General features: G+C 37.6%; 16 protein-coding genes and 1 pseudogene. 5 read left to right on the forward strand and 12 right to left on the reverse strand.

Annotated elements, in window-relative coordinates; genetic code table 11:
* Positions 1-268 precede the first annotated feature (268 nt).
* The gene (locus SLH51_RS07070) at positions 269-1441 is read right to left on the reverse strand and encodes an MFS transporter (protein WP_335960215.1); all 1173 of its coding nucleotides are present in this window, start codon (positions 1439-1441) and stop codon (positions 269-271) included.
* A 228-nt stretch (positions 1442-1669) separates the two neighbouring features.
* Here SLH51_RS07070 and yyaC point away from each other — a divergent pair, with 228 nt between their 5' ends.
* Positions 1670-2260: a spore protease YyaC gene (yyaC, locus tag SLH51_RS07075; protein ID WP_335960216.1), complete on the forward strand. Its 591-nt coding sequence runs from the start codon at positions 1670-1672 to the stop codon at positions 2258-2260.
* Positions 2261-2416: 156 nt separating this feature from the next.
* Complete coding sequence (locus tag SLH51_RS07080; RefSeq protein ID WP_335960217.1) at positions 2417-2869, forward strand: hypothetical protein; 453 nt, start codon at positions 2417-2419, stop codon at positions 2867-2869.
* 217 nt (positions 2870-3086) lie between these two features.
* On the opposite strand, the gene SLH51_RS07085 is transcribed toward SLH51_RS07080, so the two are convergent.
* The 11 genes from SLH51_RS07085 to SLH51_RS07135 all read right to left on the reverse strand — a co-directional run bounded on the left by SLH51_RS07085 (position 3087) and on the right by SLH51_RS07135 (position 11205).
* Positions 3087-3368 (reverse strand): aldo/keto reductase, encoded by a 282-nt coding sequence (locus SLH51_RS07085; protein WP_335960218.1) that lies wholly within the window; start codon positions 3366-3368, stop codon positions 3087-3089.
* Positions 3369-3420: 52 nt separating this feature from the next.
* The gene (locus tag SLH51_RS07090) at positions 3421-4407 is read right to left on the reverse strand and encodes a 2-hydroxyacid dehydrogenase (RefSeq protein ID WP_335960335.1); all 987 of its coding nucleotides are present in this window, start codon (positions 4405-4407) and stop codon (positions 3421-3423) included.
* A 91-nt stretch (positions 4408-4498) separates the two neighbouring features.
* Positions 4499-5146, reverse strand: coding sequence for a ThuA domain-containing protein (locus SLH51_RS07095; RefSeq protein WP_335960219.1), 648 nt, complete (start codon positions 5144-5146; stop codon positions 4499-4501).
* Positions 5143-6063 carry an aldo/keto reductase gene (locus SLH51_RS07100; RefSeq protein ID WP_335960337.1) on the reverse strand — a complete coding sequence of 307 codons (921 nt, stop codon included), beginning with the start codon at positions 6061-6063 and terminating at the stop codon, positions 5143-5145. Before SLH51_RS07100 ends, SLH51_RS07095 begins: the two co-directional genes overlap by 4 nt.
* A gap of 197 nt (positions 6064-6260) precedes the next feature.
* Complete coding sequence (locus SLH51_RS07105) at positions 6261-6710, reverse strand: VOC family protein (protein WP_335960221.1); 450 nt, start codon at positions 6708-6710, stop codon at positions 6261-6263.
* A gap of 29 nt (positions 6711-6739) precedes the next feature.
* Positions 6740-7198, reverse strand: a complete 459-nt coding sequence (locus tag SLH51_RS07110; RefSeq protein WP_335960223.1) for a VOC family protein — start codon at positions 7196-7198, stop codon at positions 6740-6742.
* Positions 7199-7229: 31 nt separating this feature from the next.
* A complete protein-coding gene (locus SLH51_RS07115; protein ID WP_335960225.1) occupies positions 7230-7685 on the reverse strand; it encodes a VOC family protein in 456 nt (151 codons plus the stop codon).
* Positions 7686-7862: 177 nt separating this feature from the next.
* On the reverse strand, positions 7863-8393 hold the full coding sequence (locus tag SLH51_RS07120; protein WP_335960227.1) for a type 2 periplasmic-binding domain-containing protein: 531 nt from the start codon (positions 8391-8393) through the stop codon (positions 7863-7865).
* A 78-nt stretch (positions 8394-8471) separates the two neighbouring features.
* Entirely contained in the window at positions 8472-9422 is a 951-nt protein-coding gene (locus SLH51_RS07125; protein ID WP_335960228.1) for an NAD(P)/FAD-dependent oxidoreductase, read from the reverse strand.
* Positions 9409-9966 carry a 5' nucleotidase, NT5C type gene (locus SLH51_RS07130; RefSeq protein WP_335960230.1) on the reverse strand — a complete coding sequence of 186 codons (558 nt, stop codon included), beginning with the start codon at positions 9964-9966 and terminating at the stop codon, positions 9409-9411. Before SLH51_RS07130 ends, SLH51_RS07125 begins: the two co-directional genes overlap by 14 nt.
* A gap of 333 nt (positions 9967-10299) precedes the next feature.
* Positions 10300-11205 (reverse strand): LysR family transcriptional regulator, encoded by a 906-nt coding sequence (locus tag SLH51_RS07135; RefSeq protein ID WP_335960232.1) that lies wholly within the window; start codon positions 11203-11205, stop codon positions 10300-10302.
* Positions 11206-11395: 190 nt separating this feature from the next.
* Here SLH51_RS07135 and gdhA point away from each other — a divergent pair, with 190 nt between their 5' ends.
* The 3 genes and pseudogenes from gdhA to SLH51_RS07150 all read left to right on the forward strand — a co-directional run bounded on the left by gdhA (position 11396) and on the right by SLH51_RS07150 (position 13623).
* Positions 11396-12778, forward strand: coding sequence for an NADP-specific glutamate dehydrogenase (gene gdhA / locus SLH51_RS07140; RefSeq protein ID WP_335960234.1), 1383 nt, complete (start codon positions 11396-11398; stop codon positions 12776-12778).
* Positions 12779-12971: 193 nt separating this feature from the next.
* A pseudogene (locus SLH51_RS07145) lies at positions 12972-13256 on the forward strand (sulfatase-like hydrolase/transferase); the annotation flags it as partial.
* A gap of 76 nt (positions 13257-13332) precedes the next feature.
* Entirely contained in the window at positions 13333-13623 is a 291-nt protein-coding gene (locus tag SLH51_RS07150) for a hypothetical protein (RefSeq protein WP_335960237.1), read from the forward strand.
* The last annotated feature ends 30 nt before the right edge of the window (positions 13624-13653 follow it).

The following is a 13653-nucleotide window of genomic DNA, read 5'->3' on the forward strand; positions in this document are numbered from 1 at the left end:
AACAAAAATGAATTTGTTATCAAACGTGCATAAATCATCATTCATCTCAATTCGATCTTGCTTCCGACGGAACATCGTAATAATATTCTGGAGCCGGACTTCTATAACTCATCGGTAGTTCATCGTGATACTTCCCGCAACTTTCGCATAAAGAACCAATATTTAATTTCATCTGTATTCCCCTAGTTATATGTCCTATTTCTTCTTTTTCAGTTTACGATACGAACATATATTAAACTGCAAGTCCTGCCTTAGCAGTAAGTTTCATTCACGACACTTCATGTTTCCTAGCATGTTTCACATTCAATTGACGATCTTTTCTCATCACAAGATAGGTAAATAAAGCAGCCGATGCCCCGATAAATGCGAGTAAACCACCCGATAAATAAACGGTTTGTGGACTAAAAAAGTCATATAGCCACCCTCCAGTGGAGCTTCCAATAATTCCGGCTATCCCTCCAAATATAGCAGCAAACATCGTTTGTCCAGTTGCCCGTAACTCATCTGGTACGATGCGAGTTAAATAGGTTATCGCAGAAACAAATAAAACAGGGAAAGATAAGCTATGAAGAATTTGCAAATATACAAGTGTATTAGGCTCAGTCGCAATACTATACAAAATCCACCGCAGAGAATACATGAACCCAGCTATAACGAACAACCCGAATTCATTATAGCGCCGAACGAGGAATCCCATACATGCCAACACTGGAACTGTGCTCAGCGTTGCAACAGTCCATGCCTTTCCTACTTGCGATTCCTTTGCTCCCATATCCATTAAATAGATAGCCAATAAGTTGTCATTCATACGATGGGGAATCGCTAAAAATAGCACAAGAATGAGAAACCAGATGATTCTCGAATTTGTAAAAAGCTTTACTACCCCTTCTTTTGTTACTGGTTCTGATTTTCTAACGACATCCTTTACTAAAAAGGTTGTGCAAATAAGGAGAAATACAAGAAAGATATACATAAATCCTAAATATCGAATTCCATAAATTTCAATAAGTAGGCCTACACTAATAGTAGAAGCAGCAACCCCCACTTCTCCCCAAGAACGGATAAACCCAAAATTACGTCCATTCTCCTGTGCAAATCTAAAAGTCAAGCTATCTGTCAACGGCAAACATGCAGAGATAAAGAACATAAAAAGAAACATTAAGACGACTATTAAAAGGAATTGATCAGCTAAAAACAAAGGGATACTGACGCATAAACCCGAAATCAACACAATCAACAGAATCCACTTCACTGTTTTTTTCCGATCACTTATTATGCCCCAAAAAGGCTGTGCAAAGATGGACACAAACGCCCCAGCAGCCATAACGAGCCCCACTTCAACAGTCATTAACCCTTTAGAGCGAAGGTATAGCGGCAGAAAGAATATAATAATGGAATAACCAGCATAAAATAAAAAATTAAAAGCCGATAAAATGAACACCGTAATCCTCTCCCTAGATAGATCGCAAATAAAATGCAACAATATACAAAATACTGAATATCTCTCACTCTTCTTTACTCTACCACAAGACAATGAACATTGAACCTTTTAGTCGGTAAGTCAGGAAAAAATACATATATTCCACTATTTTTAAAGGACTTTTTATTATAAATGAAGAATATAAATCTCAATACCATTAGGAAATGAATAATACGTGAGGTGTGGTATATGTCTAAGCAATGTGAAAAAGTCAGCAGCATCAGAATGATTCCATATAATCATAAACTAGCCCCACTACACATTCGCAACAACTTGTATTCCCTTATTCCTGATGGAACAGAGCAAATCTACGTTGTTGGAATTGGGTCCAATCTAATTAGTGGCGACAGCCTTGGCCCATTTGTTGGCACTTTTCTTCGAGACTTATTTCCAAACCATTTAACGGTCGTTGGAAATCTTGAGCATCCATTAGATGCGACAACACTCGTTCCAACGTTTTCGCAAATTAAGTTACCAACGAATAGCTTTGTCGTTGCAATTGATAGTGTCATAAGTACAGAAGGATTCGTGAATTCAATTGTCATTCGCGACGGTTCATTGTTGCCTGGTGAAGGTTTAGGTCAGAAACTTCCTCCGATTGGAGATTGTAGCGTGATGGGAGTCATGTTGAGAGAGGAGCCTATGAACATAAGCTCTCTTCTTTACACCAATTTGCATTTCATCTACACAATGGCAATGAATATCGCACGAGGAATCGCTCTTTTAGTTAGGCAATATTTTCGATATCCTTCCGATCATCCAATACTACGCTCTAATTAAAATACGATTTAAGAGAATTTTGTCAATTGAAGTACATCCTTGTTCCATGTTGAATCATATTATCTTATTTTGATTAATGAAAGCGCTTTAATTATTTAAAAAATACGTTTATAATAAAGCTAAGGGGATATATAAATAAACATGAGGTGATTAACTATGAAAAAATCAACTGGTAATATGATTATTAGCAAACCAGCACTTCGTTATGTTATCCGCGCGTTACCTAATAAGAATTTTAAAATTTTCTGGAACCATTTAGACCATTACAGCATTTTAAATATTGTAGATAAAGAATCAAAGCAATCGAGCGAGGCAACGTTTACCAATGGAGAAAACCTAGTTTTTCAGTCTTTAGAATCGACTAACCCTAAAGTAATATCTGTATTTGAAAAAGTATTAGGACTTAGACTCGATAATAACCAAAATAAAACGTATAAAACATTATACTTAGAAATTGATTACCACTTACTCGAGCTTCATGAATACATAGAGGCAAACGACCAAGTGAATATCAAAGAAACAAAAGCGAAACTAGCCTTTTTAACTGATAAAATTAAGAATTTGCAATCAAAGAAAAAACCTTGTGATGATAGTGTCTCTATTAATTAATGATCGCTTATAAATACACCTGCCCACCAATTAGTTAATTTATGGGCAGGTGTAAATTATTCTCTTGAAGCATAACTCATCACTTATCCATATTTTAAATACTCCCTAAAATCTCTGTTTCGATTTATCTATTCCACTGTAAAGACACTGATTAGGATATGTTCTTTTAAAGTAACGTAAAAAACCAACTCTATCATCCTAGAGTTGGTTCTAAAGATTACAAAGCTTCCTCAGCACGATCTGTAGCAAGTAGTGGAGCAACAGATAAATTTGAAATTTCATTGCGCCACTCTTGTGTCATCTGTAAATCAAGAGAAGCTAATGCAACCTCTAACTGTTCAAGATTTCTAGCGCCTATAATTGGAGCCGTTACACCTTTGTGTGCCATGACCCATGCAATCGCTAAAGAAGCTGGATGAACCTCTCTTTCTTTTGCGTATGCAGAAAAACGCTCAGCAATATCATAATTAACCTCGTTCGAATAACGCTTTGTGTACATCTCTTGATCAACAAAAAGATCTCTTCATTTAATATAGCAAGTAGTTCTTATTTTACAGCCTAACCTCAACACCCTGTAACTCCTTCACCGCATAATATGAACCTTCACCTGTGAGTGCTGCCACAATATTTTTTGCCGCAAGCATCGCCATCGCGTGCCTCGTTTCGCTTGTAGCTGAACCGATATGCGGAAGTGTCACTACATTTTTCATTTTTAATAACGGATTGTTCTCATTAATTGGTTCTTGATCATATACATCCAAACCAGCCGCGAGAATTTCACCTGTTTGAAGAGCATCAACCAATGCTTGTTCATCAACTGTTTGTCCTCGTGATGCGTTAATAAAGATCGCAGACTTTTTCATTAATTGAAATTCTCTCGCACCGATTAACTGTTTCGTATCCTTTGTAAGCGGAACCATTAAAACGATAAAATCAGACTCACATAGTAAATCATCCATAGACTGATAGCTTATATTTAATTTTTCTTCTACTTCCTTTTTACGAGTTCGATTAAAATATGTAACGTCCATATCAAATCCGTATTTTGCTCTTTTCGCTATCGTTTCACCAATTCGGCCCATTCCAATAATCCCTAATTTCTTATGATGGACATCCACGCCAAACATTTCTTGATCCTTTCCTTTTTCCCAACCACCTCTTTTTGTTAGTGCATCCAACTCAGGGACTCTTCTTGCTGCTGAGAGCATTAAACTAATGACAAGATCACTGACCGTATCATCTAACACATAAGGTGTATGTGTCCCAATCACGCCGTACTCTTTCATCGCTTTCGTATCAAAATGATTGTACCCGACAGAGATACTGCTTACCACGCGAAGTTGTGGAGCTTGCTCTAATAATTCCTCATTTATAGCCGTACCACTCGTTAGTAGTCCATCGACATCAGAAAGTTCATTTAAAAGTTGCTCTCGTGTTAGCGAATCTGTCTTGTCCCATATTTTTAATTCGACATGTTCATTTAGATATGCTTGTATGTCTTGCGGAAGTGGATTTTGTGTAAATACTCTAGGTTTCATCACTTTTTTAACATCCCCTTTTTACGAAAATTTTGTTAATTTAACTATATAACCAAAACAAACTGACTGCAATAGTCAGTTTATTTATGGCTTACTCGTTATCGTTACAGCACCAAGCTATATTTTCAACTAAGAGAGAGATAACCATTTGATGATTTAACCCTTCTCTCCTATGAGCAGGAGCATAACAACTTACTCTTCCATTTCCATATGAGTGTCGCCAGCCAGCAATGGACTGGCCATCAATTGATTCAGAACGGAGGAAAACGTCTGTGTTCGCTACATCACAATATACAAAATAATGCTCATCTAAAATCGTAAAGGTTAATGCGTCTTCAGAACCTTTACGATTATACGTTACCTGCTGGTGTTTTTCAGGATGATATTCAAAATATCCTCGTAGCATATTGGTAAATGGACTTCCAGGTTGATAGGAGGCTAAACCAGAATGCCAGGCGAGCCAGCTCCCTCCTTCATTTACATAGTTTGCAATCGCTGTCTCAATCTCAATAGTCATCCATGACGTTACAATATCATCAGTCGGATTTAAGCGATTTTCTTTCGATAAAATAACACAATCTGGTTTATCATTGAGCGCATCTACCAGTTCACTAGGCTCGATATAACGAATGGCGTATTTCTGTTTTAAGGCGGAATGGGCTAATGCTTTTGTTAGTGCCTCTTTAATCGGTTCTGATGGATGATAGTGATCTCCACAAACGGCTAATAATTGCTTCATTCCAAACCAATCCAATCTGTTTTAGCTTTTTCTTTCCAGCGTTTCCGGATTGCTTGATATTGCTCAGTAGGAAGAGCTCCTTTCTCAAGCAACCTCGCATTTTCGCTCCATCGTGTTGGGTTCGTTGTGCCGACAATCGCTGTATGCACCCCCGGAACTGATAATGTAAAGCGTAGAGCAGTCCCAACAGACTCCTGCTTATCTGCTTGAAGGAACTCGTACTCTAACTGTTGCATTCGCTCCCAATAGGCATGATGATACTGATTTTCCGGCAATTGATCATATCTCCAGACGACATTGGCAATCGGACGCTTAATGGTCACACCCATTCCTTGCTTTTGCGCTTTGGGAATCGTTAGGTCAATCGCTTCTTGATCCATAAGATTCAGGGAGGTCATTAATGAATCAAATGCACCGCACTTCACTGCATAAAGAGCATCAGTGTGATCACCACTATAGCCGATATATCTGACCTTTCCTTTTTCCTTAGCCCTCTGCAACACGTCGATGACTTCCCCTCTTTGCAAAATCTCTTCTGAACATGTGTGTAAATGAATCATATCGATATAGTCAGTTTTCAAGCGCTTCAAACTACGATCAATACTCATCTCAAGCATTTTTGGATCCCAATGAGGGAGGTCAAACCCTTTCCCATGACCGCATTTCGTAAATAAGTAATATTCATCCCGTCTATGTGATACCGCTGAACCAATTTTTTCTTCACTGTCGTTGTAACATTCTGCAGTATCGATTACATTAAGCCCAGCATCCAATGCACTTCCAAGAAGCTTCTCAACTTCCTTGAGATTTATCCCCTTAGAGTGGGCATCCGGTCCACCTAACCCACCGATTTCACTGCCTCCAAATCCAAGCACGCTTACATTCAATTCTGTACTTCCATATCTTCGTTTTTCCAATATATTTCTCACTTCCTTTTCATCCTTTACGTCTGTCAACAAAATTAGGTAACCAACTCCGCTAATCTATCTGTCTACTCTAATGATAGCCCCTTTGAGATTAGGTAGATTTAATGTCGGACACTATGGTAGCGATTACACTTATTGCTGCAAGGAAAACAGTTTGAAATAATAACTTCCCATTTAAACTATCCTCTTTAATGGTTCTCTAGTAATTCTAAAACGATTTTTAAATCGTCTGTTGCATCTATATAAGAATATTCGCCACCCGTATACTTTCCCCTTTGTAATAGAGGCATATTTTTTTGATTTAATACCATCACCTTCTCATCCATCCCTTTAATAAAGAAGGCAATGTGATGAATTCCTTCTCCATTTTTATCAAGGTCATGTCTCCACGTACTTGGATGTTCATCTGGTTCAATTAATTCAATATCTAGAGACGGACCAACCGAGAAAAATGCTAATTTCGCTCTTGCTTCAGAAGGACTACCTAAATAGTTTGTCTCAGCTTGATTATAAGCATCTGTTGTAACAAATTTCGGTTCTACCCCTAAAAACTCTGAATAGACTTTTGCCGTTTTCTCGATATCGTGGACCAATATTCCAATCTGTGCTACTGTACTTGTTCCTATCATTTTATCCATCTTGTTTATCTCTCCTTTTATTAAGTAACTTACGATTCCTTCGGTTCATGTTTAATGTTAAGTATTACCCCTAGTTGCTTAGTGCTGTCTACAAATGTGTAATTCCCCCCTGGATATTCCCCGTAATGTCTGATTGGAATTCCTTTTTCTGAGAAATGTTCGATGACTTTTCCTCTGTCCTCCACTTTAAATCCAATGTGATGAACACCTTCTCCGCTACCTTCTAAAAATTCCTTCCATGAACTAGGCTCTTCATCAGGTTCTGTCAATTCCAACACAACAGGCCCTAAATCAATAACAGCTAATTTAGCCCGTGTTTTCGTCGGCTCCCCTCGATACTCTGTATTTGATTCTTCAATTGGAGGAATCGTAAAGATAGTAGGTACTTCTACTCCAAATAATTCAGCGTAATTTTTGGAAACTTGTTCAATATCTTTTACTACTAGAGCGATTTGACAGATTGCACTTTTATCTATGATTCCCATCATAATTCCTCCTAAGACTGAATTGGTTTGCAAATTATTGATCAAATTCCATAACCTCAAGTAATACTTTTAAATCTTTCAGACTGTCCATATAGGCATATCTCCCACCCTTAAACTCTGCTTTTTGAACAAGAGGGATGTTGATTCTTTCTAGAAGCGATATTTTTTCTTGCATCCCATCGACAATGAAAGCAATGTGAAGAACCCCTTCTCCATGCTCGTCTAGAAACTCTCTCCATGCGCTAGGGTGCTCATCAGGCTCTATTAAGTCTAGTTGCAACGCTCCTAGATGAAAAGAAGCTAATTTGGCTTGGGCATGGCTCACTTCGCCCCTAAATTCCATTTTTGTTTGATCAACTGTTTCCGTTCGATTCGTCTTTGGCTTATCCATTCCCAAAAAGCGGGCATACGCCTCAGACGTTTTTTCAATATTATTTACAACAATACCAATTTGCGTAATTGCATTCGTCCCTAGAATATTTTTATCCATGGTAGAGTCTACCTTTCTCGCTGAATTTCACCTTTTACAAAAAAGCGACTATTGATAATAGATTCATAGCTTAGAGGTCTGGGGTCTGGGGTCTGCCCCCCAACTAATACAGCATATTACGGAATTTGATAGGGATAGGGCATGACCCCGAGTGAGCCTCTATTTATTCTTCCTCAATCACTGACTATCTAAATCTTTTTGAAGTCGTTTCTCTAATTCTTCTAAAAGTGGACCGGGGTCCGTGCCATTATAGATGACATTATCACGAATTAAATCTAGCTCATTTTTCAACTCAGCACTTACTGAGGTTAAAGCTGGATGACCAGAATGTGGTGATCTGGCAATATCCATAACCGTTTTATAGATTTCGTCTCCTTCATCAAACCACTTAATCGCATCACTTTCTTCTTTGAAGATAGAAATTGATCTCCAAATGTTAATATTATCCGCTAATATCTCTGGTTGACTTCCATACAATATGAACTTTACAGCAGCTTCAGGATTTTTTGCCCCTTTTGGAACCATCCAGACATTTGTACCAAACACCGTTGCGTCTTCTCTGCCACCAGGTGGAACCGGAATCGGCACTGCACGATAGTCTACGTCTGGTGCATAGATAGATAACAAGTTTGCAAACCAGTTCCCAATAGTAAAATTATTTTTTTTTAATCTTTCCTTCACATTTTTCCTATCGAAAGTAAAATCCATCTCCCTCCCAAAAAACATTAACTAAAACAACCTGAAAATTGACTTCTCAGGTTGTTTTCTTTCGTATATTGTAATTACTTACAACTCTCTTAATCCCTCATACTGTCCCTTTAAAAACAAAGATAAATTCTTTGCTACAATCATGCCCTGCCCAACTGATGAAGATATACTTGAAAATAAGGGGTTAGTACAAATATCACCGATAGCATAAATAAAACTTGTCCCCGTTTTTCCGAATGAATCTGTCACAATTAACCCTTTTTCATTTGTTTTAACAATCTGTTTTATTAGGGTGTTATTTGGTTTTATTCCGATTCGAATAAATACGGCGTCTGATGGGAGTGTACACATCTTTCCCTTGTGATTTACATAATCTACTGCTGTGACTTTTTGTTCCCCATGAATCCTCGTCACTTGGGCATTTGTAATAATTTTTATATTATGTATCTTTTTTGCTTCGTCAATATATTCTTCTCTAGCCTTAAATTGTGTTGATCGATGAATCAAATAAACATTTGCTTCTGCCTTTGCTAGTAAGATTGCTCCTTCGAATGCTCGATCGCCTCCTCCTACAATCACGACATTCTTATTTCTAAACAAATAAGCATCAGTTGTAGCAGAATACATTTCCCCTCTAGTAATCATTGCCTTCTCCCCGGGAACATCAAGATAAGCAGGTCCAGCTCCCGTTGCTAATATAATATATTGAAATGGATATTGCTCAATATTATTTCCACACTTAACTTCTATCGTCTTTAAAGTACTATTTACAGCCAATACTTCCGCATTTTGTTTATAGGAACATCCGATGTCTTTAAAATGCCTAACAAAGAACTCTTGCAATTCTTTTCCATCTTTTGCTATTACTCCTGGATAATCAATAATTTCATTCTTTATCTCAAACAATTGTCCACCTAACTGTTCTTGTTTCTCAAGTAGTAGATGATTAATGCCAAGTCTCTTACACCAAATAGCAGCAGAAATCCCAGCTGGTCCGCCTCCAATAATGATGACATCAATTGGTTTCATGGTTGTCCCTCCAACTTTCTTTCTTTAAAAAACTTTCAAATTCCAACCAATTTTGAACTCTTGGCACATTAACATCTCGATTGTAAGGATAATCCATCGCTACCGCAAGTCGACCCGTTGCTGAAAATGCAGTAAGATTATGGGGAGCGTCATCAAATAACAAGTCACCACATATCATATTTTTCCGATGAGAGAAAATTAAATTCCGCTTACCAATAAAAGGAAGGTGCTTTTCAATCCACATTTCTTTTTCCGTAAAGGCCGTTGATACACTACTCGTTACGATTAAAATGTCATATTTTGTATGTAACCTATCTAGTACTTCAATCGCATTAGGTAAGGGGGTTAAATGGAGGAATAACCCTGGTTCCTTTAGGTAGTCATAAATCTTTGCACCACATTCTGGCTTTACATATTTTTCTGAATTCCAGCATTTTAATCTAGCAGCAGATAGATTGTCCTTGTAATCTTTGTTATAGCGCTTATGCCATTCAGACATTAAATCACAAATTACCGAGTCCATATCTATTAATAATGTTTTCAATTGCTTCGCAACTCCTTTACAGTTGGTATTTCTTATGATTCTTTCACCGTTTAATAATGCGTTTCTATGATTGTAACATCTTTATAAAAGCTCTAAGAATTAATTAGTGTGATTATGAAAACAAAATACGACTTTTTAACTCCAAGCGAGGTGAACAAAATAACCTCCTAAAAAAAACTATCCATTCACTCTCAACCTAGAAAGGGTAGACAATCAATCGAACACGAATATAAGGTAAATTGCAAATAAACTTGGGCTGTATTGATCATGCTCCAAGCTCACTTACTTTCTTATCTTTCTTTATTTTCACAAACGTTCTCACGCAATTTCTTCCTATTTTCTGAACCCATCCATTCTACTGAAAAATTCTTTCAAAAACTCATAGAATAGCTTTTCTGTCGGGAGCAATTGGCGTTCACTAGGGATGATAACACCAACTGTCCGTGTTACAGTTGGTTCAATGACAGGTATTTTAACTGTAGAGTGAGGCAAGTTATCGACCAATGTAATCTCAGGTATGAGCGTTATTCCTAAACCCGCTGACACCAACCCCTTTAATGCATCAATATCATCCCCTTCGAATGATACCTTCGGCTTAAATCCAAGGTCAGAGCAAGTATTCACAATTATATCTCGTAAGACATATCCATCTGGCAATAAAATAAATGGTTCGTCTTGTAATTGGCTTAGTTTTAACGACGTACTATTTGCTAATGGATGATTAAACGGTAATAGTGCCACAATCTCTTCAGTAAATAAAATATTGCTTACTACTTTCCTCTCTTGCTTGGGTACAGGTCCAATTAACGCCATATTAAAATCTCCATTAACAACACCATCAATTAACTTACGGTAGGAAGCTTGTTTAAGCTGAAACTTAGCATTCGGGTACCGTTCTCGGAATGCAACAACGGCACTTGGCAGCGTATAAGCTGCCATACTAATTGGAAAGGCAATTCGAATCGTACCTTGTTCTGGATCTAAGTATTCTTCAACTTCTAACCTTGCATTATCAATAACATTCATTGCTTGTTTCATTCGTTCAAAAAACATTTTCCCAATCGGAGTCAACCTAACTCTTCGACCTTCTCTTATAAATAAATCAACTCCTAACTCGGCTTCTAAATTAAAAATTTGGCGACTCACTGCAGACTGTGCCACATGAATAGCATCAGCAGCCTCAGTTACATGTTCTCGCTTCGCCACTTCCATGAAATATTTAATTTGCCTTAGTTCCATAATGATCCCTCCCTCTTTTCATCTCATTTCGGCATTGAAATTATCTATTTTTAGTATTGTTTAGATTGGTTATCAATAATAAAATACATCATAACAGAAAATCTAACAATGATTAAGAATAAGTTGACCACAGGTTCACTGTTACTAGAAAGTCCTACGTTAAACTATTCTTAAACTAAGGGGGAAGAACATGCCTACTATTTTGAAACAGGAACATACAGAAATGCAATTTGCAATCAATTATGTGAATGAAGTGTTTGAACTAGTACAAAAACGCAACCCATATGAAAGTGAATTTCATCAAGCGGTGAAAGAAGTGTTTGATTCTTTGATTCCTGTACTCGCCAGAAATCCTATTTATATCGAACAAAATATTCTTGAAAGAATGGTCGAACCTGAAAGGGTTATTAGCTTTAAAGTTCCTTGGGTGGATGATCATGGAGCTGTCAAGGTGAACCGCGGATTCCGTGTACAGTTTAATAGCGCAATCGGACCTTATAAAGGTGGTATTCGTTTTCACCCATCTGTAAATGCCAGTATTGTGAAATTTCTAGGTTTTGAACAAATTTTCAAAAATTCTTTAACAGGCCAACCAATCGGCGGTGGCAAAGGCGGATCAGATTTTGATCCGAAAGGAAAATCTGATGGAGAAATTATGCGATTTACCCAAAGCTTCATGAGTGAACTGAGTAAATACATCGGACCAGATGTCGATGTCCCGGCTGGAGATATCGGTGTAGGTGCAAGAGAAATCGGCTTTATGTTTGGCCAATATAAGAAAATCCGCGGCGGCTATGTGGCTGGGGTTTTAACTGGTAAAGGCCTCCAATACGGAGGAAGTTTAGGAAGAACAGAAGCAACAGGATACGGAACCGTTTATTTCGTAGAAGAAATGTTAAAGGACAAAGGCCTTAGCTTTAAAGGACGGACTGTTGTCGTATCAGGATCTGGTAATGTCTCCATATACGCCATAGAAAAAGCTCAACAGCTAGGGGCAAAGGTAGTAGCTTGCAGTGACTCAAGCGGTTATATTTATGATAAGCAAGGTATTAACCTTGAAACTGTTAAACACCTGAAAGAAGTTGAGAAAAAAAGAATTCGTGACTATGTAAACAAACATCCTCATGCCCAATATTTTGAAGGGTGCCAAGGGATTTGGTCCATACCTTGTGAAATTGCTTTGCCATGCGCAACTCAAAATGAAATCGATGAAATATCCGCCAACATGCTAGTATCCAATGGCGTTGTTGCGATTGGTGAAGGCGCAAATATGCCGTCAACTCTAGATGCAATGAGAGTGTTTCTCGATCGCAAAATTTTGTTTGGACCAGCAAAAGCTGTAAATGCTGGTGGAGTTGCCGTTTCAGCATTAGAAATGGCTCAAAACAGCATGAGACTTTCTTGGACATTTGAAGAAGTCGATGCAAAGTTGCAAGAAATTATGAAGAACATTTATCGAAACAGTATGAATGCCGCTTTAGAATATGAAGCTGTAGACAATCTAGTTGTAGGAGCAAATATTGCCGGATTTAAAAAAGTAGCAGATGCGATGATTGCGCAGGGAGTTGTTTAATTTAATTATAAGGTTTATAAAAGTGAGAACGTACGATAAGTAAGCCACCACAAATGGACGTTTCCATGTCTTTTCTTTCTCACTAACCTTTTTCTATTATTTTTTCCAATGAGAAAGTCCCCCATCATATAATCAAAAAATTCTCCCCCAACATAAAGTAATTTAACAAATACTTTTTGGGGGATATTTAAAAATGACACCTAACAAACACCTTCCAACCAGTTCCAAAAACAAAAAAAGACCAAATTTCCTTTTCTTCGTCGTCGATGAGGAACGATTTCAAACGGTATATGAAAATAAGGAACTAAAGAAATGGCTTAGAAAAAACTTGAAAACACAAGAATTATTACGTCAAAATGGGATGACTTTTTCAAACCATTATATTGGCAGTACAGCTTGTTCTCCGAGTAGAGCTACTCTTTTTACTGGACAATATCCATCACTTCATGGGGTAACGCAAACAACTGGAGCTGCCAAAGGGACGTTTGAAAAAAGAAGAAATTTGGAAGTTATCTCGATATTTTGACAACCCTCAATTTTGGAGTAATCCTGGTGTGTCCGATGTAGAGGAGAAACAAAAAGGCTCAATTCCTCTATCAGACAACACAACTGTTTCTATTTGTTTCACAATAACAAAAACACAACCCGTGCCTGATCAATTTGAAATGTACAATTTAACAACTGACCCACTCGAAGAAAGGAATTTAGCCGATCCGTTACATCAAACTACTGATTCTAAAAAAAATCAGCAGATGTTAGAAAAAGTTCTTGGAGAACAGTGTCGTCAAAAACGATTATATCCTACGAGTGGTGATGTACCCGGAAAGCCAATATGCGACAATTGACCTACGTATGGCATTTCACTTTTTAAATAA

It is taken from the genome of Halalkalibacter kiskunsagensis (assembly GCF_037027555.1).
Classification (GTDB): Bacteria; Bacillota; Bacilli; order Bacillales; family Bacillaceae_D; genus Halalkalibacter; species Halalkalibacter kiskunsagensis.

Excerpts from the sequence above, each read along its gene's own strand:
- yyaC (WP_335960216.1), top strand. The coding sequence starts at position 1,670 with ATGTCTAAGCAATGTGAAAAAGTCAGCAGCATCAGAATGATTCCATAT.
- SLH51_RS07080 (WP_335960217.1), top strand. The coding sequence starts at position 2,417 with ATGAAAAAATCAACTGGTAATATGATTATTAGCAAACCAGCACTTCGT.
- SLH51_RS07085 (WP_335960218.1), bottom strand. The coding sequence starts at position 3,368 with ATGTACACAAAGCGTTATTCGAACGAGGTTAATTATGATATTGCTGAG.
- SLH51_RS07090 (WP_335960335.1), bottom strand. The coding sequence starts at position 4,407 with ATGAAACCTAGAGTATTTACACAAAATCCACTTCCGCAAGACATACAA.
- SLH51_RS07095 (WP_335960219.1), bottom strand. The coding sequence starts at position 5,146 with ATGAAGCAATTATTAGCCGTTTGTGGAGATCACTATCATCCATCAGAA.
- SLH51_RS07105 (WP_335960221.1), bottom strand. The coding sequence starts at position 6,710 with ATGGATAAAATGATAGGAACAAGTACAGTAGCACAGATTGGAATATTG.
- SLH51_RS07110 (WP_335960223.1), bottom strand. The coding sequence starts at position 7,198 with ATGATGGGAATCATAGATAAAAGTGCAATCTGTCAAATCGCTCTAGTA.
- SLH51_RS07115 (WP_335960225.1), bottom strand. The coding sequence starts at position 7,685 with ATGGATAAAAATATTCTAGGGACGAATGCAATTACGCAAATTGGTATT.
- SLH51_RS07120 (WP_335960227.1), bottom strand. The coding sequence starts at position 8,393 with ATGGATTTTACTTTCGATAGGAAAAATGTGAAGGAAAGATTAAAAAAA.
- SLH51_RS07125 (WP_335960228.1), bottom strand. The coding sequence starts at position 9,422 with ATGAAACCAATTGATGTCATCATTATTGGAGGCGGACCAGCTGGGATT.
- SLH51_RS07135 (WP_335960232.1), bottom strand. The coding sequence starts at position 11,205 with ATGGAACTAAGGCAAATTAAATATTTCATGGAAGTGGCGAAGCGAGAA.
- gdhA (WP_335960234.1), top strand. The coding sequence starts at position 11,396 with ATGCCTACTATTTTGAAACAGGAACATACAGAAATGCAATTTGCAATC.